Here is a 22,516-nt window from a genome sequence, read left to right on the forward strand (position 1 = left end):
TAGAGAATGCAAGGAAATAGTCTTTTTACGCTTTCAAGCACAAGGCTTCCATTTGATCACTTCATCAGCGGTGCTTTAGTCGCTGGCATGGGTGCAGCTGCACTTGGCTTTAGCGACTATCTAAATAATAGAGCGACTAAAAAAGATGTTGCTAAAAAGATAGCAAAATACGCTGTAACAGGTGGCTTCGTAGGCGCTGTTGGCATTCATGCTTCAAATTTAATAGCACAAAAAAAATATCTAAATGCAGCAGCTTTTACAGCAGCTGGTATCGGCGGTCTTTTGATAGCAGAAAAACTAATAAAATTGGAGAGTAAATAATGAATAACCCTTACATCAATGAAGAAAACGTAACAAGTGAAACTGTGGCTAACAATGCAGCAGCTACTCAGCCAAGCGCAATCGATAATGCAATAAACAATGCAGCTCAAAATTTACCATTTGTACCTGAAAATTTTAATGCTGCTGGCTTTGTAAAAGGTCTGGTTTTAGGTGGTATCGCAGCTTATGTACTAACTAATCCAAAAGCACAAGAGTGCGTATTTAAAGCGATTATCAAAGGTGGCGAGCTTATAAATGCTGGCATAGAAGAACTAAAAGAGCGTTTTGAAGATGTCAAAGCAGAACTTGACTCACAAAAATAATATCACTCTAGCTCACAAGAGTAAAAATAGAGCGAGGTTTATTTGCGAGAGCCTAAACGCTAGAAGCGACGTCAGCGCTATCGAGGCTGCGATCTCAGAGCGAACTGATGCACTAAGTGTTCGTGTAAATAAATACGCAAAAAGCATTATCGTTGAATACAGTAAAAACTACGATAAAATTTTAAACTTTATAAAGAGCTACGAATTTCCAACAAAGGCAAAAGATCCAAATTTGCCAAGCAAGGCAAATATCTATAAGGCTGCTGCTGCACTTGGTATAACTCCATTTATGAGCAATAAAACTCTAAAATCAGCTGTGACTCTTTATGCCACAGCACCAAATTTAATAGAAGGTGCAAAAGAGCTAAGGCATGAGGGCGTCACTTCAAAAGTACTTGAGGCAACTGCTATTGGTACTAGCCTAGCAATGGGTGATCATTTAGCAGCAAATAGCACAAATTTGATGATAAATATCGGCGAATATATGGAAGAAAGTGCTAGCCACAGAAGTGATGATCTCATCAAAGAGCTAGCAAAACCAAATATCGAAGAAGTCTGGGTCGAGAGAAATTTAAATGGTGAAAAGACGCTTGAAAAAGTAAAAACCGAAAATTTAAAAAAGGGCGACATCGTAGTAGTCGGAGCTGGTGAGACGATAGGCGTTGATGGTTATATCGTTGAAGGTAACGCTGATGTAAATCAAGTCTCAATGACTGGAGAGGCTGAACCTATACCAAAAGCTAGAGGCGACCGTGTTATAAGTGGCACCGTGGTTGATGAAGGTAGGATAAAAATTTGGGCTGAAAATGTAGGTAGCGACACAGCTACAGCTAGGATCAAAGAGTACATACAAACTTCACTCAATGAAAAATCAGCCATTGGCGTAAAAGCGTTAAAACTAGCCGATAAACTTGTGCCTGTTACTCTCTCGCTTGCTGGACTTTCATACATTATAAATAAAAATATGAATAGTGTTGCTAGCGTACTTCAAGCGGACTACTCTTGCGCATTAAAGCTTGCTACACCAGTTGCTTTTAAATCAAGTATTTCAAAAGCAGGCAGAAATGGCATTCTTGTAAAAGGTGCAAAGGCGATCGAGGCTTTAAGCTCAGTTGATACTTTTGTCTTTGATAAGACCGGCACTCTGACACATGGACGCCTAAGCGTAGTTGAAATTTACTCATTTAAAGAGGGCTTTTCTCAAAATGATATATTAAATTTAACTGCAAGTGCCGAGGAGCATTACTTTCACCCGGTGGCTGAAGCAATAGTTGAAGCTGCAAATAAGCGTGGCTTCCACCATATTCATCACGATGAAGTTGAATTTATCGTAGCTCACGGCGTAAAAACTGCGATGCACGGCAAAGAGGTAGTTATCGGCAGTAGACACTTTTTAGAAGATGACGAGATGATAAGTTTTAAAGATCATGAAGCTTTAATAAGCAAAGCATTAAATAGCGGTTTAACTTTACTCTACGTAGGATATGATAAAGAGCTAGTCGGCGTCATCGCTATGAAAGATGATATGAGAGAAAACGCAAAAGATATGGTTAAAAAGCTAAGAAGCCTTGGTGTAAAAGAGGTCGTCATGCTAAGTGGTGACATCAAAAGCAAGGCTGAAGAGGTGGCACGCGAGCTAGGACTTGATAGGGTCTATGCGGAGTGCTTGCCAACAGATAAAGCAGCTATCATCGAAGAGCTAAAGAGTGAGGGCAAAAAAGTAGCCTTTGTGGGAGATGGCATAAATGATGCTCCAAGCCTAACTAAGGCAAATGTGGGTATAAGTATGCACAAGGGTGCTGATATAGCTAAAGCGACGGCTGATATAAGTCTTTTAAAAGACGACATCATGAGCGTAGCTCTCGTAAAAGAGCTAGCAAATAAAACAATGGATTTAATTAGCTCAAATTTCCGCTCAACCGTTGGCGTAAACACAGCTATACTAAGTGCTGCGACACTTGGTATGTTAAATCCAATAGCAACTGCCATGCTTCACAATGGCACAACGATTTGGCTTTTATTAAACTCAATGAAGGGCGTAAAATTCAAATCAAAATAAATTTGAAAGGGCAGAATGGTGCTTGATAGTTTCTTAAATTTTTTAAACGGCAAAATGGACATAGCCAACGACTTTTTATATGGATATTTTTTAGTCATTATTCTTGTAGCTACGGGAATTTATTTTAGTTATTTGACTCGTTTTGTGCAGTTTAGGATGTTTTTTGAGGCTTGCAGGGTCTTAGTAGAAAAAAAAGACAAGTACAATAAGCACCATTTAACGCCGTTTCAAGCACTTATGATCTCGACTGCTTCACGTGTTGGCATAGGCAATATCGCTGGAATTTCAGCTGCCATCGTCGCGGGCGGTCCTGGAGCTCTTTTTTGGATGTGCTTGATGGCCTTTTTAGGATCAGCTTCGGCTTTTATAGAGAGCACACTTGCACAAATTTATAAAACAAAAGACGTTTTTGGGTTTAAAGGCGGTCCAGCTTATTACATAAAAAATGGCCTTGGCATAAAGTGGCTAGCTTCACTTTTTGCGGTTATTCTCATCATCACCTACGCATACGGCTTTAACGGGCTTCAAAGCTATACCATGACATCAGCCTTTGAAATTTACTATGACAAAGCTGGTAGCAACGTTAGCTTTGCACAAAGCGGCCTACCTGTTGGCATTGGCCTTATTCTTACGGCATTTGCGGCGGTAATGTTTTTTAGCAAAAGCCACATCATCGGCAAAGTAAGCTCATACATCGTGCCTTTCATGGCACTTGCCTACATCTCGCTAGCACTTATCGCTATTGTTTTAAATTTCAAAGAAATTCCTGATGTTGTTAAGATGATTTTAGAAAATGCCTTTGATTTTAAAGCGATATTTGGCGGATTTGCCGGCAGCGTGATCGTAATAGGCATCAAAAGAGGCCTTTTTTCAAACGAAGCTGGCATGGGCTCAGCTCCAAACGCAGCAGCCGCAGCACATACTAGCCACCCAGTAAAACAAGGCCTAGTTCAAGCAATGGCAGTCTTTATAGACATGACTATATGTATCGCTTCTGGTATGATCGTGCTATTTTCACAGGCCTATCTTACGAAGCAAACTGGATCAAGTGGTGAGGTGCTAACAGCACTTCCTCTCGTTCAAGCCGCTATGAAAGAGTATTTTGGTGAATTTGGAGTTCATTTTACCACTCTTGCAGTCGTACTTTTTGCCATCACTTCGCTTATTGGCAACTACTACTACGCTCAGGCAAATATGAAATTTTTAACAAAAAACCACAAGCTTACGTTGCTATTTAAGATAACGGCTGTCGTTATGATATTTATTGGTGCTCAGATGAATTTAAAGCTCGCTTGGAATATCGCTGATATCACAATGGCTGCAATGGCAACTATTAATATTATCGCTATATTCTTACTTTCAAAAGTAGTGATAATAGCAGTCAAAGACTACGAAGCTCAAAGAAAAGCTGGGATAAATCCAGAATTTGACCCAGAAAGTCTTAGCATCAAAAATACAAGTTGCTGGAATAAAAACTAAATGGAGAAGAATTTGAAAAACGATACAAAAATAAGTGGCAAACTACTTGACATAAATACTCACAGAAAGGTAGCAAAGGTCGGTATGGGCGTTACTTTAGCGACAGTTTGCTTAACGGCACTTTGCATGAATGGCAGAGGTATGAAAAAATTACACACAGTTTCAGGCATTGCATTTACTTGCTTTGCTCTTTATCATGCTGGGCTTTATGACAATGGAATCTTTAAAAAAATGATAATAAAAGCAAAAAATGAGGCAAAAAAGGCATAAAATGATACTTAGCGACGCAGAAATTCTAAGCTATATAAACGAAGATATACCTTACTTTGATCTTACTACGTCGCTTCAAAATATCGATAAAAAAGCCTCACTTGAAATTTATTCACGCGATGAAATTTGTGCTAGCTGCGTTGATGTAGCCGTAAGTGTTGCAAGGCTACTTGGGTGTGAGAGTAAAATTTTTGTGCAAAATTCTCAAATCTGCAAAGCTGGCGATGTGATCATAAAAATTTATGGAAACTATGAAAATGTGCATAAAGCTTGGAAGTTAGCTCAAGTCGCACTAGAATATGCCAGCGCCATTGCAACTTATACAAACAAAATGGTAAATGCCACAAAGTGCGTCAATGAAAAATGTGAAATTTTAGCAACCAGAAAGAACTTTCCATTTGCTAAGAAATTTTGCGTAAAAGCAGTACTTGAAGGTGGCGGTAAAATGCATAGGCTTGGGCTTAGTGATAGCATTTTATTTTTTAAAAACCACATAAAAGCTTATAGAAATTTTGATGAGTTTGTATCTCTTTTGCCGGAGTTTAAGGCCAAAATGGTTGAGAAAAAAATCTGCGTTGAAGCTGAAAATTTAGACGAAGCAAGCAAGCTTTTAAAAGCAAATTGCGATGTTGTGCAGTGTGATAAATTTAGCCCTGAGCTTATCAAAAACGTACTATCTTTAAGAGATGAAATTTCGCCAAATACAATGATACTAGCAGCCGGTGGTATAAATTTAGCAAATGTAAAAGAATACGCAAAAGCCGATGCGATAGTAACGTCAGCTATGTATTCAAAAGGCGTTGCTGATATCAGCACCAGACTTGAGATTTTATAAATTTTTACAATGACCGATGCAGAAAAACATCTATCAAAGTTAAAAATTTACAGAAAATGCATTTTGGCTCTGGAATTTGAACGATACGCAACAAAAAATTAACATTTTTTATTTCAAATTTATCTCATAGCTACAAGCAAAAATACAAACTAATAAAGTTAAATTTTCTAATTTGTTTTCTCTAAAAAATAAGGACACTTATGTCTTGCTTAACACCACGTGTATAAAACTCAATCAAATTTTAAAATTTACAAACAAGTATATCACGCTTTTAAATTCAGTAACAAACGATAACGAGTGAGTAAAATTTAGAATTTGCCTAGAAATTTTCAAATTCCAGGCAAATTTCACTCAAATCTACTCTCTAACAACATGTAAAAACTGCATGTGTTTGCGGTATTGCTCGATGACGTCGTTTATCAGCGTGGCTTCGCTCCAGCCAAGCACGTCGTAGTCCTGACCGCCCTCTTTTAGATAGACTTCAGCTCTATAGTAAAGATCATCGCCGTCAAGCTCTCTGGTGTAGTCTGGGCTCTGGCTTTTGGTGAGATAGACGCCATATCTAAAGTCCATCTCATCGCCAAGTCCAACGTTTAAATTTACAAAATTTTCACCATTTGTGACCTTTGCTTCAAGCCCATTTTTGGCAAATTCCTCTTTTAGCTCGTTAAACGCTTTTAGCACGACTTCGTTTAAAAATTTCTTGCCATCTTTCTTGCCTGGAAGCGTGATGATCGCACTTAGGCGCTCTTGCCATGGCTTTGAAAGATCGCTAAGAGGCATGTTACTAAAGTTATTTGTCTCTTTTTTGGTTAGATCCACACGTAGCGCCTTAAATAGCCCGTAAATAGCGCCAAGTAGCACTATGGCAAATGGCAGTGCGGTCGTGATCGTAAGTGCTTGAAGTGAGCCAAGACCGCCTGCTAGCATCAAAAATGCCGCCACGACGCCCACTGTAACGCCCCAAAAGACCTTTTGCCAAACTGGTGTATCGTCCTTGCCGTTTGAGCAAAGCATGTTCATAACGATCGCCGCAGAGTCAGCGGAAGTCACGAAAAATATGACGATCATAAAGACTGCGATGGTGCTTAGCACGCCTGAGAAGCTAAATTTCTCCAAAAACATAAAAAGTGCTGAGGCTGAGTCGGAATTTACCGTGGTCGCTAGCTCGCTAAAGCCGCCTTGCACTAAAGCGATCGCTGAGTTACCAAAAAAGCTCATCCAAGCAAAAGTAAAGCCAGTTGGCACGAGAAGCACGCCGATCACAAATTCTCTTATCGTCCTGCCTTTTGAAATTTTAGCTATAAAAAGCCCCACAAACGGCGACCAAGATAGCCACCAAGCCCAGTATAGCAGCGTCCAGCCGCCAAGCCAGCTCTCGTTTTGCCTCTCGTAGGCGTAGAGATTAAATGTATTTGAGATGAGCGTCGAGACGTAGTCGCCGCTGTTTTGTACAAACGACTTTAAAAGCTGCGTCGTATCGCCCAAAAATAGTATCAAAAACATAAAACATATAGCTAGCGCGATATTTGAGTTTGATAAAATTTTAATCCCCTTATCAACGCCACTTGCCGCTGATATGGTAGCTGCAAAACAAAGCACTATTAGAAGCGTGATATGCATGGTCGGCAGCCCAAAAACGTGCGTAAGGCCAGCATTTACCTGAAGTACGCCGTATCCCAGCGAGGTCGCCACACCAAAAAGGGTCGCCACAACGGCAAATGTATCGATGGCGCTACCTATCTTGCCGTAAATTTTATCGCCGATGATCGGATAAAATGCCGATCTAAGCGTTAGCGGCAAGCCGTGCCTATACGAGAAAAAGGCGAGGATTAACGCCACGATAGCATAGACCGACCATGCGCCCATGCCCCAGTGAAAAAAGGTGATATTCATTGCAAGCTTTGCTGCAGCGACGCTTTGCGGGTCGCCAACTGGCGGGTTTAGATAGTGCATGAGCGGCTCAGCCACACCAAAAAACACAAGTCCTATGCCCATGCCAGCGGCAAAAAGCATAGAAAACCACGAGATATTTTTGTGCTCTGGCTTTACGTGGTCAGCCCCTAGCTTGATCTCACCAAGCTTACTAAAGCCAAGTATGATGACGCTTAGAAGTATGACGGCGACGGCTAGGATGTAAAACCAGCCGAATTTCGCTGCGATGCAGTTTTGCATACCTTTAAAAAACTCATTTGAGAAATTTGGAAATATCGCTGCAAATGCCGTTATTAAAACTATAACAACAAGCGATGGGATAAATACTGAGTTATTAAATTTTGATCGTTGAAATTTGATCATTTTTCCTCCTTTTTGTAATGTTAGCTTCTTTTCAAACTAACAAAAAAGAGTAAATAGGTCAAATTTTCTCTTTAAATTTTTTATGAAATTTTAAGCTTTAGCCACCAAAAATAGCCACTTTGAAATTTATCTCAAGTCTCTTTTATCTCTCTTTGGTTTTGCAAGAGTTGTTAGCACTATGACGAAAAAAGCGATGCCAAATGTGATGTACAAGATGATCTTTGGCGAGTCAAACTCTACCCTCGACCTTGCGACCTCTTCGCCACTTGCCTCCACTAGCTCACCGCGCTTTATCATCTGGCTGATATCTTTTGCGCTAAGCTCTTTAGACGGCCTTGTTAAAATTTCTATGACGCTAAGATCAGCCACCTCATAAACGCTATGTCTAATGCCGTAAAATGGCTTTATGCTGCTAAAAAAATAGACCTTATCGCCGTTTGCATAGACCGCGCCATACTCGCCATCTTTTACCAGCCCTATCTCACGCCAAGAGCTGCTTGGGGCAAATTTATATAAAGAGACCGTTTGTGCCACTAAGTGCCTGCCATGCTTTGAGCGCTGCCACTCTTCGCCTTGCTGTAAAAAATAGGCTGAAATTTCATCTACAAAAACGTCAGCATAGAGCCTTTTTAGCTCGCCTTTTAGCTGATAGTCTGAAATTTTAGCTTGTTCGTTTTTACTGCCATCCCAAAAGTAAATCCCATCTTTGCTGGCAAAAAGAGGCCAAAACGAATGCACATTATCCACGCTATAAATGGCGCTATAAGGCATATTTTGGGCGCTAAATTTATGCTCATTTGCAAACACCGCTCCACTTTTTGGCTCAAAAAGATATTCTATGTCATGCTTTGGGTCATAGCATATCCGGCGCGTCTCATTTGAGTAGCTTGTGTCAAGCCTATAAAAGCCCATAAACAAACTTTTGCCATCTGTGTAATATCCGCTAGCAGCGCCGCTTTCTGTCGTGATGTATCTTAGCTCACTAGGATCTGCGTCAAGCTTTTCGCCCTTGTAGTAAAGCGTAGCTCCATCTCTTGCAAAGCCAGCGTCAAATATAGGCTCTAAATTTGTGCTTTCTACCCTTTTTGTCCTGTAAAAATAAGGGCCATCATCGTAGCTTTTTATAAAAACGTGAACAAGGTTTTTTATAATGGCGCCAAATTCGCTAAATCCCGCCTCTTTCTCGCTTCTAGTAGCGCAATAATAGCTTATCTTGCCATCACTTATATAGCCATTGCCAAGCACTTTTGTGCTGTTTGGATCAAGTCCTGGCAAAATTTCTCTAGCGCAATAGACACTGTTTTTATCAGCTCCCACATTTGAGTAGTCGTATGCGTGTTTTAGCTTTAAGACCCTAAAACTAGCCTCATCGACGCCTTTTAGCTCATACTTGCCACTACCTGAAATTTGAACGTAAATTTTACCCTCAGGCGAGCGGTAAAACTCGCTATTATCGATGTTTGCGAAATTTCTTTGATACTCGCCCTCATGCCATAGATAAAGCATAGCCAAAACAAAAAATAGCGACAAGATGACTAAAAAATAAACAAATCTAATAGTAATTTTTCTCATTATCTATAATCATCCACCCTTTTTTTAAGCTCGCTTTTTTGCTTTTTATTGTTAAAAATAGCGCCAACTACTGAGAGTATAAATGCAATGGCTAAAAATATCCAGTAGGCATATTTTTGCGAGTAATCATCAAAGTCGCTTATCGCATCGATCACCACCTCGCCCTCAGCTGGCACCATAGCGCCTTGATCTACCATTTTTACTATCTCATCTAGTTTTAAATTCTCAACATTTGGACCATAAGGACGAGTGAGAATTTCAACCACGCCAAGGTCGTTTATATCATAAACGCTGCTGTTAAAATGCCAGCCGTAGCCGACATTATCAAAATAATATGTCTTATCGCCGTTTGCATAGACCGCTCCGTAGCCATCGTTTCTAACAAGCCCTATCTTTCGCCACTGCTCTTTTGTATCAAGCCTAACGATAGACGTGTGGCGTGAGCTTAGGCTGTGGTTATTTTTTGTGTTGTGCCAAATTTCATAGGTTTTTAAAAAATATGTCTTGCCATCACTTATCACCACGTCGCCATATAGCGGCGTTATCTCGCCTTTAAATGGATCATCGCCGTCTCTTACAAACTCACCCTCGTCTATGCTGTTATACCACTGCCACTTTCGCTCCCAGTGATAGATACCGCCTTTACCGCGAAAAAGAGCGTGATAGGCGTGCTCATCTTTTAGGTTAAAAAGTGGCTCGTATGGGGCAAATTTGGGGTCAAATTCATGATCGTTTGCATAGACCATGCCAGAATTTGGCTCATAAAGATAGTGAATGCGCCATATCTCGCCGATATCACGCATTTGTGGGCTAAATTTGATCCCTAGCTTTGTGCTGTCATAATAGACATTTTCCCCATCAGTCGTAAAATGCACGCTCTTTCTGCCAGATGCCTGCTCGATGTAGCGCATTTTGCTGGCATTTGCGCCCTCTAGCTCTTTGCCCTCATGATAGACCTTCACGCCGTCACTTGCGTAGCCAAAGCCCAAGATCGCTGCTAAATTTACGTTATAAACCTGCCTAAATTTATAGATATGAGTTTGCGCTTTTGGGGTATTAAACATTTTGTGCGAGACGATGTCCCAAAACTCTTTAAATGCGGATATTTCGAGGTTTGTCTCGCTTTCGCTATCGCAAAAATATGTTATCTTGCCATCGCCAAAGTAGCCATTGCCAAGCGCTCTAACGCCATTTGGATCAAGCCCGCTCATCACGAGATTACCGCAATACACCGCCTCATCGCTAGCGCCAACGTTTCTGTTGTCGTATTTGCCAGTGTCGATGTATCTAAATTTACTGGCCCTCACGCCTATTAGCTCAAATTTACCGCCACTTGGCACCATGGCATAGACCTTGTCGTCTTTAACGTAAAAAAAGCTATTATTTAGCTCTTTACTATCGCCAATGTCGTCATCTAAAATAGAAACTAACCCAAAGATAAAAAAATAGACAGCAAAAAATATCACAACAATGGCGATCACTACAGAGATTAGCGGATGTTTTTTTAGCATTTTAGCCTCGTTTCAAATAAATTTAGCGACCTCATCATGGCGCAAAAACCTTTCATAAGTTTAAATTTCAAAGTTCTATCCAAATATAAAATATCTAAATATCATAAGCCTAATATATGCAGATTTGCCCATCCAAAATAGAAAACAAGTAGCTGCTAACATAACAAAAAGCCTATCAATGCTAAATTCCAACGTGATCCCATAATAGATAACCCACAAAGAAATAAAACAAAGATACAAAGCAACAAGCAAAAAGAATAAATTTTCTATCCTTGCAAAAAGTCCCGACTCTTCGCTGCTTTTTGCGATTAGCCTAATTGTCTCTATCTTATTTAAAAACCCAACTCTTTTATATTTTATCTGGACTAGATCGCCTACTTCATATTTTTCTATCTCTGGTGAAAACACCCCACTAAATCTCTCTTTACCTATCAAAAGGCTCATGCTTGTGGCTAAATTTTGTCTAACAACTCTCGTATTTAGCGCGCTTATCCTACCGATCTTTTTTAAGCTACTCTAGCTCCTCGGCGATCTCTAAAACTTCAAAATACTCATTTTCTAGGCTTTCAAGCTCGGCTTTTACCTTTTCAAGCTCTTCATAAAGCTTGGTAAGTCCCACTTTTTGATAAATTTTAGGATCGCTAAGCCCCTCATTTAGCTCAGCCACTCTTGCTTCAAGGGCTGAAATTTTATCTGGATATGTATTTAAAATTTGCGTTTGTTTGTAGCTTAGCTTTACGCCGGTCTTGCTCTTTTGTTTGGCTTCATTTTGGCTATTTGAGAGCTCTTTTTCAAATTTATCAAGCTCTTTTAGCTCATCTTCAAGCTCCAAATAGACGCTATACTCTTCGTGCAAGACATTTATCTTTGTGCCCTCAAACGCCCAAAGTTTATTTACCATCTTATCAACAAAATACCTATCGTGGCTTACCAGCAAGATCGCCCCCTCAAAGCTTTGCAAGTAGTCTTCTAAGATATTGATAGTTGCGATATCAAGGTCATTTGTCGGCTCGTCAAGTACCAGCACATCGTAAGTTTTAGTAAAAAGAAGCGCAAGTGCGACGCGGTTTTTCTCGCCGCCACTTAAAACGCCTATCTTTTTATCTAGAAATTCCTTTGGGAAGAGAAAATTTTTAAGATAGCCATAGACGTGCATATTTCGCCGACGAACCAGCACGTGATCGCCGCCATTTGGGCAAAATGTCTCTATAAGGCTCTTGTCATCATCAAGGACATTTCTAGCTTGATCAAAGTAGCCGATGCTCACCTCGCCTCTTTTTATCTCGCCACTACTTGGCTTTTCAAGTCCTAGCAAAATTTTAAGCAAAGTGCTTTTGCCACTGCCGTTACGCCCCACTATGGCAATCCTCTCGCCCTGCAAGACCCTTGCGTCAAATTTTTCAAAAAGCACCTTGCCGTCTATACTTTTGCTTAAATTTTTAAACTCAAAGAGCATTTTTTTGCGGTTTTGGCTCTGCACTTGGTTGAAATTTTTACTCGCACGCTCTAGCTCAAGCCTCACGCGCCTTATCACGCCTGGGTTTTTCTTAGCCTCCTCGCGCATAGCAAGCACCCGCTCTTTTCTGCCCTCATTTCGCTTTAGCCTAGCTTTTACGCCACGCCTTAGCCACTCCTCTTCAGCCTTTAGCTGTTTTAGCAGCGTCTCATGCGACTTTGCAAGGCTTGCCAAAATCTCCTCTTTTTTGGTTAGATAGTTTGCATATCCGCCCTCAAAATTTTTTAAGCTTGCATCCTCGACCTCAACGCACCTAGTAGCGAGCGCATCGATAAAATACCTATCGTGGCTTATAAAAACTATGCTTTGATTTGAGCTCTTTAGCATATCTTCAAGAAATTTGACCATGTAAACATCAAGGTGGTTTGTCGGCTCATCAAGTAGCAGCACATCAGGCTTTTTAAGGATGAGCGCACCCAGTGCCACGCGTCTGATCTCGCCGCCACTTAGCGAGCAAATGGGTCTATTTTCATACTCTTTTAGCTTAAATTCTTGCAAAATTCGCTCGATCTTGTGCTCGATATTCCAGCCGTCCTTTGCCTCTATAAACTTTAAAAGCCTCTCTTGCTCTTTTAAAATTTCTTTGTTTTCTGGGTCGTTTGCTAGCAGGACGCCACTCTTTTCATATTCGCTTATCGCGTCAAATATCTCTTTTAGCTCGTTATTTAGCGCCTGCCTTACGGTAAAAGTTGCGTTAAAATTTGGAGTTTGTGCTAGCATCTCGACGCTTATTAAGCTCTGCACTATGCGCCTACCACTATCTACTGCCACCTCACCAGAGATGATCTTCATAAGCGTGCTTTTACCGCTGCCATTTTTACCGATGATCGCTATTTTTTCATTTTCATTTACACTAAAATTTACAGCGTTTAAAATCTCATTTGCGCCAAATTTTTTACTTACGTCTATCAGGTCGATTAATGCCATTTTTCTCTCATTTTTTAAATTTCTCGCGATTATATCAAAAGGGAGCTAAAACCTAATTTTGGCTATAATCGCCAAAATTTTAAAATAATTAAGGAAAATTTAATGAACTTATCTATGAGAAAACTCGTAGTTCCGATATTTTTGGATATGTTTTTACACTTCATTACGCTTATTATCAACACCTACATGGTTACAAAAGTGAGTGTGCATTTAGTTGGTGCAATGGGTGCTGGCAATCAAGTGATGGATCTTTTTATGACCATTTTTAACTTCCTAAGCATTGGCTGTTCAGTCGTCGTAGCACAAGCACTGGGAGCTAAAAAGAACGATCTTGCATCAAGCGTTATACACGCAAGTATCACGTCAAATACGCTCTTTGGTATCTTCTCAGCTATCGTTATCTATGTCTTTGGCTACAACATTTTAAATTTACTAAACGTGCCAAAAGAACTTATAAATGATAGCTTCTCATATCTTCACATCCTTGGCTTTGCATTGCTATTTGATGGCATCGGCATGGTGCTAGCTGCGGTGCTTCGTGTTTATAACCTAGCAACTGCTGTTATGCTAACGTCGGTTTTGATGAACGTAATTACGATTTTAGGCAATGCTATCTCCCTTTTTGGCTGGTTTAATCTACCAAATTTAGGCCTACAAGGGGTTGCTATCTCGACACTTGTTGGTAGACTAGTAGGCATTTTTGTGCTAGCTTATATGCTAAGTCAAAAGGCAAAAGTTAAAATTTATTTTAAAAAGCTACTTGTCGTACCATTTGAAATTTTAAAGAAAATCCTCTCAATCGGCCTTCCAAGTGCAGGCGAAAATTTACTCTGGATGGCGCAATACATGGTCGCTTTTGGCTTTGTGGCAAGTATGGGCGAGGCTAGCCTTAGTGTGCAGACTATTTACTTTCAGATCACGCTTCTTATTTTGCTTTGTGGAGCAAGCATTAGCGTGGCAAACGAGGTCATTGTAGGACATTTAGTTGGAGCAAGCGAGTTTAACGAGGCATATGCAAGGACATTTAGAGCACTAAGACTTGGCGTTTTTATAACGCTTGTAGTCGTGCTTATAGCTTATGCACTAAAGTATCAAATCATGGACGCACTAAATTTAAACGAAAATTTACGTACGATCATGTTGCCACTTTTTACACTTTCGATATTTCTTGAAGCGGGTAGAACCTTTAACATAGTCATCGTAAATGCCCTTCGTGCAAGCGGCGACGCAAAATTTCCACTAGCAACCGGGCTTATCTTTATGTGGGGGCTTTCGCTGCCACTTGGATATTTTTTAGGTATCTATCTTGGCTGGGGAATTATCGGCGTTTGGATAGGATTTTGTGCTGATGAGTGGCTAAGAGGCCTTGCAAATACGTGGCGTTGGAGAAGCAAAAAATGGCAAGAAAAACGCCTAGTTTAAAGCAAAAGAGCATAAATTTAGACTTTTATGGGCTAAGCGTTTTAATAAATTTTAAAACAAATGTAAAATCCATGCGTCTAAGAGTTGGCAAGGATGCTAAGATCACATTATCTATGCCATTTTACAGCACACAAAAGATAGCTCTTAGCTTTCTTGAGATGCACAGAATTTGGCTTGAAAATACTTACAAGAAAGCTCTTGCAAATTTACCAAAAGATGATGAGATGAAATTTCTTGGGCAAGTTTATAAGATAAAATTTGATGAGAATTTTAAAGAGCCATTTTTTGATGGCGAGTTTGTCTTTACGCCAAATTTAAAAAGCCTTGAGCGTTTTAAAAAAACAAGAGCAAAAGAGCTATTTTTAGAGCTTGTAAGCCATTTTCAGCCTTTTATAAATAAGCCAATCAAGCGCATCGTCATACGAAATAGCAAAACTCGCTGGGGCAGCTGTAATCATAAAAAAGGATATATAAATCTAAGCCTAAGACTCATAGAAAAGCCACTCTCAGCCATGCATTACGTCGTTCTTCACGAGCTAACACACCTGCTTTATCCGCATCATCAAAAAAGTTTTTACGATTTTATAGAAAAAATCATGCCTGATTATAGAAAGCAAGAGCAAATTTTAAAAGCGTAATTATTTTTCATCAAGTAAGTGTAAATTTAATATGATAAAATTGCGAGAAATTTTACAAAAGGAAATTTAAATGAAAAAAATGATTCTTGTATCGCTTTTAGCTGCTTGTGCTTTCGCAGGTGATTTTGAAGATGGCTTAAAAGCGTATGCTGGTTCAAATTTTAAAGAAGCTTTGGCTAAATTTGAAGCAGGATGTTTGGCAAATGACGTAAAATCTTGCGTAAAAGTTGGAGCGATTTACCAACTAGGAAAAACAGCTCTACCTAATCCAAGCAAGGCTTTAGAGTACTACAATAAAGCTTGCGAAGCTGGCGATGTTGAAGGTTGCTCGGCAGCTGGTGGACTTTATCTAAACACTGAGCCGCAAAAAGCAAGAGAACTTTTTAATAAAGCTTGTAATAAGAATGATGGATATTCTTGCGAGATGGTAGGTTCTATCTTGATAGAAGCTAAAGAATTTAAAAAAGCTTATGAATTTTTAGTAAAAGGCTGCGAATTAGGCGATAAGATGTCTTGCGAATTTGCAGGCGATCTAAGACGCTCAAAACAACTATAATTTTTAGGCTTACGAGCCTAAAAATTTCTTATTTAATTTATTACACCAATATCCTTAAACAAAAAATCCAAAAAACACTTATTTTAAATAGAAATTACTCAAAGTATAAAGGTAGTCTAAAAATTTATATTAGAAATTTAGGCAAGAATGCTCTTGCCTAAGATTAGATTATTTTTATTTGATCAAGTGGTTTGTCTTTAATGCCCCATTGAGTCATAAAAACAAATCCATAAAGTACAGCAGCTACGATATAAGCAGTGTATTCGTTTGGTATAAGATTAAATTTCACACATATATTTGGTACAAGAGCTAGTGGCACAACAGGGATCAAAAGAATACGCTCCCAAATTCTAAGCTTTGTGACATAGTAGCCTTGAAGTAAGCTTGAAAATGCAAACATTCCCACGATCGCCATACCAAAGACAAGTAAAATTTCAAGTGGATTGCTCATCCAGACTATTCCTTTTGAATCAAGCGGGTCGCCCTCATTTACGCTTTCTATTAGCATAAGTTTATTGTTAAAGAAAAAGGCAAATGGCAAGATCGCCGTTCTTAGATCATAAAAGAATCCTTGAACGCCAACGGTTATAGGATTTGCTTTAGCGATACCAGCAGCTGCGTAAGCTGCGATGCCAACTGGTGGCGTGTCATCAGCTAAAATTCCAAAGTAAAATACAAAAAGATGCACGGCGATAGCTGGGATCAAAAAGCCATTTTTATGCGCTAAAAATAAAATAACAGGTGCTACAAGACTTGAAACAACGATGTAGTTTGCCGTTGTTGGAAGACCCATTCCTAGTATTAGCGACATCATCGCAGTAAGAAGCAATATCATAACTATATTATCACCAGCAAGTAGCTCAACTAGATCTGAAAGCACTTGACCAAGGCCAGTTAGAGAGATAGAACCCACGATAATACCTGCAAGTGCGGTTGCTATAGCGATCGTTGTCATACTTTTTGCGGCTGCAACCATCGCCCAAAATATATCTTCAAAGCCTATTAACACATCATTTATTCCAACTTTTTCGCCACTTGCTAGTTTTTTAACTGGCTCTTGAAAAATCATTATTAAAAATAAAAATCCAATCGCATTAAATGCTGCAGCGATGGCTGACTCTTTTGCGATTAATAGCGTATAAAGCAAAATCAAAATCGGAGTTATATAGTGAAGTCCGCTTACAAAAATTTTAAATCTTGAGTGAAACTCGCTTTGATTTATACCTTTTAAGCCAAGCTTCACGCTCTCTAAATGAACGATAAAAAATAGTGACAAATAGCAAGCAAAAGCTGGAATTACCGCTGCCATCATGACATTTGTATATGTCATGCCTAAAAACTCAGCGATGATAAAAGCAGCTGCGCCCATGATCGGAGGCATAAGCTGACCATTTACACCAGCCGCAACCTCGATGGCTCCAGCTTTTGTGCGTGAAAGACCGGCTTTTTTCATAAGTGGTATGGTAAATGTGCCAACTGTTACAACATTTGCAGTCGAGCTTCCTGAAACCATACCTGTTAGGCCACTTGCGATGACCGAGGCCTTAGCCGGACCGCCTCTATATTTGCCAAGGAGCGAGAAAGCTAAATTTATGAAATATTGTCCAGCACCTGCCCTTTCAAGCAATGAGCCAAAAAGTACAAAAAGATAGATAAAACTAACGCTAACTCCGATAGGCACACCAAAGACACCCTCAGTTGTCAAAAACATATGACCTGCGATCTTTTCAAAGCTGGCACCTTGATGAGCGATGATGTCTGGCATATAAGGACCAAAGTGATCATATATCAAAAATAATATACAAATAATTGGAAGTGCTGGTCCCATGACACGCCTGCCAGCCTCAAGCAAGACAATGATCGCTAAAAATGATATGACGATATCTTGTGTGATGTAGTCCCCGGTCCTATCGGCTAGCTCATAAAAATAAACCGCCGGATAAAGCACAGTAACTACGCCTACCACGCAAAAGACTAGATCGTAAAATGGCAAACTAGAATGTGCCTTTTTATGAAAAGTGACTGGATAAAGCAAAAATACAAGCCCAACCGCAAAGGCTAAGTGTATTGAGCGGGAAATGTTAGTATTTAGTGGAAAATAAGCTATATAAAGCTGAAAAACTGACCAAGAAAAGCATACGATCGCAATGAAATAGTTGTAAAAATTGCTATTTATCTCCCTTGTTTTTACTTCGACAAATTGTTCTTCGTTGTCTTTGACTTCGTTCATCTCTCTCCTTTAAAATTTAAATATACAAATTAAAAATTTGTATATTTAAATTTTATCCAGAGGCAAAAGCCCCTGGAAATTTAGACTATTTTAAGATGCCGGCCTCTTTAAATGCAGCCTCTGCAGCTGGGTGAAGCGGAGCTGAAAGACCTTGAACAAGATCTTCTTTGTTTACTGATTTTAGCGCTGGGTGAAGAGTTTTGTACTCATCAAAGTTGTCTAAAATAGCTTTTATCACAGCTTTTACAGCCTCATCTTTTGTATCTTTATTGGTTACCAAAACAGCTTTTACGCCGATAGTATTTACGTCGTGATCGACGCCGTCGTATGAGCCTTTTGGGATCACACCTTTTGCAAAGTATGGCTTCTCTTTAAGAAGATTATCAATCTCGCTACCTTCGATATTTAGGATATCGATCGGCAAAGATGTCGCAGCATCAGTAATATTTGCAGTTGGGTGACCGACGACAAAGCTATATCCGTCTATCTTTTTATCTTTTAGTGCGTGTGGGCATTCGCCAACTGTTAAAACGCCGCGGTAGCCTAGTTTTGAAACGTCAAAGCCTTTTGCTTTAAAGACTTCAAGTGTGCTCACTTCGTTGCCGCTACCTGGGTTTCCGACATTGTATTTTTTGCCTGCAAATGAAGCAAGATCACTTGTTAGACCGCTATCTTTTGCTACAACAAATGCAAGAAGCTCTGGATAGATCGCAACTACTGAGCGTAAATTTTCATCTTTTGCTCCGTCAAATTTGCCAGTGCCATTAAATTTATCATAGACAACGTCACTTTGAACAAAGCCAAATGTAAGCTCTTTTTTCAAAACGTTATTTACGTTGTAAACCGAGCCGCCAGTTGATTGGACTGAGCATTTTACATTAGTATTTTTGTTTGCTAAACGGCAAATCGCTCCACCTATCGGATAGTATGTGCCTGTCATGCCGCCAGTACCAATACTGATAAATTCTTTTGCTGAAAGAGTTGTTGCTAAAAGCAAGCCAGCAAGTGCCAAAGAAGTAGTTTTCATCTAAGATCCTTTCAAGAAATTTAAGGCTATTTTATTCTATAAATTTAGCTTTTTACCTTATTTGATATGATATTTTCATGCCGTTTTAGTAAAGTTGCAACCATTCTACACAATCAAGACTTAAAAAAATATTTCCTTAAGATTAAATTTATATTTCTTTATCAGTCAAAATAAATTTGATAAACCGGCTATTTAAATATCATTTTTTATTGTATAATCCACCACAGTTCTAAGTTTTAGAAAAACTGTTGCAAATTTACAACTAATCAATAGCTTTTACAAATATTAATAACAATCAAATTTTGGAGGTTTTTATGAAAAAATCACTTATGTTGGCTGCTTCTATGCTGCTTTTATCTCTAAATTTCGCTTCTGGCGCGGATGAGAAAACGCAAGTTAGCTTTAGTGGCTCATCTACTCTGGCCCCAGTCATCGCTAAAATTTCAACCGACTTTATCGAAAAATACGAAACTTGGGACAAAGTAGATAGTGCTTTGCCAAACAAAAATATAACCATTTTCGTCTCAGCTGGTGGCTCTGGCGCTGGCGTGAAAGCCGTGCTTGATCATGTCGCTGACTTTGGCATGCTAGCTCGCGATATAAAAGATAGCGAAAAAGCAAAGATAAAGGATATGAAAGCCTATACACTTGGCATAGACGCACTTTGCGTAGCTGTAAACCCAGAAAATGAGGTGATAAAGCTAAAGGGCGGAAATTTGAGTAAAGATGAGATCGTCAAAATTTTCTCAGGCGAGTACAAAAAGTGGAGCGATCTTGACAAATCCCTACCAAATGACGAAATAGTCGTAGTTACAAGAGATCTTGGCGGTGGTGCTCACGAGGTATTTCAAAAAAAGATCATGAAAGATGTCAAAGTTAGCAAAAACGTCATCCAGTCACCATCAATGGGCGCGCTTGTCTCAAAAATAATCGAAAATAAAAACGCTATTGGCTACGCTTCTTTTGGTATCACAAATCAAAACAAAGGCAAGCTAATACCACTAAACGTTGATGGCGTCGAGCCAACTGTTAAAAATATAGTTGATGGCAAATACTACATCTCTCGCCCACTCATCATCGTAAAAAGTGGCGATCTAAGCAAGAGCGAGCAAATTTTTGTTGACGTACTAAATTCAGCTGAAGGTCAAAGGACTATCGAAAAAATGGGATTTATACCAGTAAAATAGTCCAATGACAGGGCAAATTTTTAAAGGCGCGATATATTTTTTCACACTTTTATCCGCCATGCTTTTGCTTTTACTCGTGGGATTTTTACTGCTAAATTCCACGAGTTTCTTTGCAAAAGTAAGCCTTTTTGACTTCTTACTAAATGGCGACTGGGACGTTAGCACAGAGCCTTTTAGCTTTGGACTATTTAATATCCTAGTCGCAAATTTTGCAGTTGCGTTTTTAGCTTGCATATTTTCATTTTTTATCTCGCTTGGCGTTACTATATTTATATGCTTTTTTGCGAGCGCCTGGCTTAAACACGTGCTAGACTGGATGATACGGATACTAGCTGGCATACCCTCTATCATATATGGATTTTTTGCGCTTTACACAGTTGTAAAAATTTTAGAGTCAGGGCTAAAAATGTCCGCTGGCGAGTCAGTCTTAGCAGCTAGTCTAATCCTTAGCGTCATGATACTGCCCTTTTTTACCTCGCACTTGCTCCAAAGTGTGGGTCTGCTAAAGCAAAATTTCAAAACAAACTCAGACGCGCTTGGCGTAAGCACTGGATATTTTATAAGAAAAATAATTTTTAGGAAATCTATAAAAGCTAGCATTTCAGGCTTTATACTAGCATTTTCAAGAGCAGCTGGCGAGACGATGGCTGTGATGATGGTCATAGGCAACACCCCGCTTTTTCCGCACCTGCTCTCAAAAGCTCAGACCATACCATCTCTAATAGCCCTTGAAATGGGTATGAGTGAAGCTGGCAGTCTGCACTATCACGCTCTTATTGCAAGCGGATTTGTCCTGCTTGCTTTTATATTTATGCTAAATATTTTTATCTTTAAATTTGAGAAAAACAATGAATGCTTTTAAAGATTTTATAGTCAAATTTTACGCCTATCTTTGCGTATTTATAGTGGTTGCGGTGATATTTTGGATATTTTATTTCATCTTTGCAAATGGCATCTCTCAGATAAATTTAGACTTTCTAACTAAAAATCCGCAAGGTTTAAATTTAGGTGAGAGTGGTGGCATAAGAGACGCTATCATAGGCTCATTTTTGCTGATGATACTATCTATGATATTTTCTGCGCTCCTTGGCGTTAGCTGCGCCATTTATAGGCAAATTTACTGCACTTATAGCACGATCAAGCTCGGACTTAAATTTATCATCCAAACGATGGCTTCTATTCCTTCTATTTTGCTTGGGATGTTTGTTTATGGGCTTTTTATCGTTAGTCTTGATATCCCTAAAAGCCTGCTAACAGCTAGCATTACGCTTGCTTTGATGGTCTTTCCGTTTGTTGAAGTAAGCGTTGAAAAGGTGATCTCTCAGATAGATGAAAAGATGTTAAGAGATAGCTTTGCGCTTGGTGTTGATAAAAATTTCATGGCTAGAAAGCTTGTTTTGCCAACTATTAGAAAAAATATCATATCTATCTTGATACTTGCTGGCAGCTACGCCATAGGGGCAACTGCGCCACTACTTTTAACAGGAGTCGTCTTCATGGCAAAAGTAGAGGGGCTACTCTCGCCAGTCATGGCACTGCCTTTTCATCTGCACATGCTCCTAAGCCAGTCAGTCGCAACGCAAAATGCCTATGCCACGGCGCTTGTGCTCATTTTTATATTGATCATTTTGCACCTGCTTTCAGCCGTAGTTTTATTTGATATAGGAGAGAAAATTGCCAGATATTTTAAACATAAAAGATCTTAGTATCTTTTACCAAGACAATGAAATTTTAAAAGATCTAAATTTAAGCGTCGCTAAAAACGAGATCATCTGCTTAATGGGCAGCTCAGGATGTGGTAAATCGACATTTCTATCAGCGCTAAATGGCTTTTTGGAGCAAAAGGGCGGTAGATATAGCGGAGAGATCCTATTTAAAGGCGAAAATATCAAAAATAAGGGCAAAATTTGGCTCAGACGAAAGCTAGCCATACTCTTTCAAGACGCCACGCTCTTTCCTTTTAACGTTGAGAGAAATTTGACCTATGCGATGGAATTTTATGAAGGTAGCATAAAAGATAAGCAAAAAAGAGTAGAGGAGCTATTAAAAAGCGTAAATTTACTGGGCGAAATAAACGACCTAGATATGCCAGCTAACAAGCTCTCTGGCGGTCAAAAGCAAAGACTTTGCATCGCAAGGATGCTAACTACAAAACCTGAAGTGCTCATGCTTGACGAGCCTTGCTCATCGCTTGATATGAAAAATGTCTTGATCATAGAGGAGCTTTTAAAAAGCTTGTCGCAAAGATACACCATCATCATCACCACGCACAACGAAGAGCAGGCAAAAAGGCTTGGCGGCAGGATAGTTCGCATAGTGGATAAGAAATTTGCATTTTAAAAGAG

Annotated in this window: 20 protein-coding genes; 13 read left to right on the forward strand and 7 right to left on the reverse strand. The window is 39.4% G+C overall.

Annotation, left to right across the window (positions count from 1 at the left end):
* Positions 1-6: 6 nt before the first annotated feature.
* From TH67_RS03400 to modD, 6 genes are read left to right on the forward strand one after another with little or no spacing between them, the layout of a single operon-like run.
* Positions 7-321 (forward strand): hypothetical protein, encoded by a 315-nt coding sequence (locus TH67_RS03400; RefSeq protein ID WP_072594358.1) that lies wholly within the window; start codon positions 7-9, stop codon positions 319-321.
* Entirely contained in the window at positions 321-644 is a 324-nt protein-coding gene (locus TH67_RS03405) for an oxidoreductase (RefSeq protein ID WP_072594359.1), read from the forward strand. The genes TH67_RS03400 and TH67_RS03405 overlap by 1 nt, the downstream gene beginning before the upstream one ends.
* Positions 613-2,703 carry a heavy metal translocating P-type ATPase gene (locus TH67_RS03410; protein WP_374057343.1) on the forward strand — a complete coding sequence of 697 codons (2,091 nt, stop codon included), beginning with the start codon at positions 613-615 and terminating at the stop codon, positions 2,701-2,703. Before TH67_RS03405 ends, TH67_RS03410 begins: the two co-directional genes overlap by 32 nt.
* Before the next feature lie 15 nt (positions 2,704-2,718).
* A complete protein-coding gene (locus tag TH67_RS03415) occupies positions 2,719-4,182 on the forward strand; it encodes an alanine/glycine:cation symporter family protein (protein ID WP_072594361.1) in 1,464 nt (487 codons plus the stop codon).
* A gap of 12 nt (positions 4,183-4,194) precedes the next feature.
* Positions 4,195-4,452 (forward strand): helicase, encoded by a 258-nt coding sequence (locus TH67_RS03420; protein ID WP_103625175.1) that lies wholly within the window; start codon positions 4,195-4,197, stop codon positions 4,450-4,452.
* A gap of 1 nt (position 4,453) precedes the next feature.
* Positions 4,454-5,287, forward strand: a complete 834-nt coding sequence (gene modD, locus TH67_RS03425; RefSeq protein ID WP_072594363.1) for a ModD protein — start codon at positions 4,454-4,456, stop codon at positions 5,285-5,287.
* A gap of 357 nt (positions 5,288-5,644) precedes the next feature.
* On the opposite strand, the gene TH67_RS03430 is transcribed toward modD, so the two are convergent.
* The 5 genes from TH67_RS03430 to abc-f all read right to left on the reverse strand — a co-directional run bounded on the left by TH67_RS03430 (position 5,645) and on the right by abc-f (position 13,111).
* The gene (locus tag TH67_RS03430; protein ID WP_072594364.1) at positions 5,645-7,585 is read right to left on the reverse strand and encodes a BCCT family transporter; all 1,941 of its coding nucleotides are present in this window, start codon (positions 7,583-7,585) and stop codon (positions 5,645-5,647) included.
* Between the two features lie 126 nt (positions 7,586-7,711).
* On the reverse strand, positions 7,712-9,157 hold the full coding sequence (locus TH67_RS03435) for a DKNYY domain-containing protein (protein WP_072594365.1): 1,446 nt from the start codon (positions 9,155-9,157) through the stop codon (positions 7,712-7,714).
* The gene (locus TH67_RS03440; RefSeq protein WP_072594366.1) at positions 9,157-10,668 is read right to left on the reverse strand and encodes a DKNYY domain-containing protein; all 1,512 of its coding nucleotides are present in this window, start codon (positions 10,666-10,668) and stop codon (positions 9,157-9,159) included. Before TH67_RS03440 ends, TH67_RS03435 begins: the two co-directional genes overlap by 1 nt.
* A 75-nt stretch (positions 10,669-10,743) precedes the next feature.
* Entirely contained in the window at positions 10,744-11,112 is a 369-nt protein-coding gene (locus TH67_RS03445; protein ID WP_180371721.1) for a hypothetical protein, read from the reverse strand.
* Positions 11,113-11,179: 67 nt separating this feature from the next.
* Positions 11,180-13,111, reverse strand: a complete 1,932-nt coding sequence (gene abc-f, locus TH67_RS03450; RefSeq protein ID WP_072594368.1) for a ribosomal protection-like ABC-F family protein — start codon at positions 13,109-13,111, stop codon at positions 11,180-11,182.
* 102 nt (positions 13,112-13,213) lie between these two features.
* Between abc-f and TH67_RS03455 the strand changes: the two genes are divergently transcribed.
* From TH67_RS03455 to TH67_RS03465, 3 genes are all read left to right on the forward strand, one after another.
* Positions 13,214-14,533 carry an MATE family efflux transporter gene (locus TH67_RS03455; protein ID WP_072594369.1) on the forward strand — a complete coding sequence of 440 codons (1,320 nt, stop codon included), beginning with the start codon at positions 13,214-13,216 and terminating at the stop codon, positions 14,531-14,533.
* Positions 14,509-15,171, forward strand: coding sequence for a M48 family metallopeptidase (locus TH67_RS03460; RefSeq protein ID WP_072594370.1), 663 nt, complete (start codon positions 14,509-14,511; stop codon positions 15,169-15,171). The genes TH67_RS03455 and TH67_RS03460 overlap by 25 nt, the downstream gene beginning before the upstream one ends.
* A 70-nt stretch (positions 15,172-15,241) precedes the next feature.
* Positions 15,242-15,727 carry a tetratricopeptide repeat protein gene (locus TH67_RS03465; RefSeq protein WP_072594371.1) on the forward strand — a complete coding sequence of 162 codons (486 nt, stop codon included), beginning with the start codon at positions 15,242-15,244 and terminating at the stop codon, positions 15,725-15,727.
* Between the two features lie 163 nt (positions 15,728-15,890).
* Here the strand turns inward: TH67_RS03465 and TH67_RS03470 are convergent, their stop codons facing one another.
* Together TH67_RS03470 and TH67_RS03475 are read right to left on the reverse strand one after the other, a co-directional pair.
* Entirely contained in the window at positions 15,891-17,957 is a 2,067-nt protein-coding gene (locus TH67_RS03470) for a TRAP transporter permease (protein WP_072594372.1), read from the reverse strand.
* Between the two features lie 85 nt (positions 17,958-18,042).
* On the reverse strand, positions 18,043-18,984 hold the full coding sequence (locus TH67_RS03475) for a TAXI family TRAP transporter solute-binding subunit (protein ID WP_072594373.1): 942 nt from the start codon (positions 18,982-18,984) through the stop codon (positions 18,043-18,045).
* A 314-nt stretch (positions 18,985-19,298) separates the two neighbouring features.
* On the opposite strand from TH67_RS03475, the gene TH67_RS03480 reads away from it, so the two are divergent.
* Genes TH67_RS03480 through TH67_RS03495 form a run of 4 tightly spaced genes read left to right on the forward strand, consistent with a single transcriptional unit; the run spans position 19,299 to position 22,511 of the window.
* A complete protein-coding gene (locus TH67_RS03480; protein ID WP_072594374.1) occupies positions 19,299-20,171 on the forward strand; it encodes a phosphate ABC transporter substrate-binding protein in 873 nt (290 codons plus the stop codon).
* A 4-nt stretch (positions 20,172-20,175) separates the two neighbouring features.
* Positions 20,176-21,033: a phosphate ABC transporter permease subunit PstC gene (pstC, locus tag TH67_RS03485; RefSeq protein WP_072594375.1), complete on the forward strand. Its 858-nt coding sequence runs from the start codon at positions 20,176-20,178 to the stop codon at positions 21,031-21,033.
* Entirely contained in the window at positions 21,020-21,877 is an 858-nt protein-coding gene (locus tag TH67_RS03490; protein WP_072594376.1) for a PstA family ABC transporter permease, read from the forward strand. Before pstC ends, TH67_RS03490 begins: the two co-directional genes overlap by 14 nt.
* A complete protein-coding gene (locus TH67_RS03495; protein WP_072594377.1) occupies positions 21,846-22,511 on the forward strand; it encodes a phosphate ABC transporter ATP-binding protein in 666 nt (221 codons plus the stop codon). Before TH67_RS03490 ends, TH67_RS03495 begins: the two co-directional genes overlap by 32 nt.
* Positions 22,512-22,516: the final 5 nt, after the last annotated feature.

This window comes from Campylobacter concisus (assembly GCF_001891085.1).
Lineage (GTDB): Bacteria > Campylobacterota > Campylobacteria > Campylobacterales > Campylobacteraceae > Campylobacter_A > Campylobacter_A concisus_O.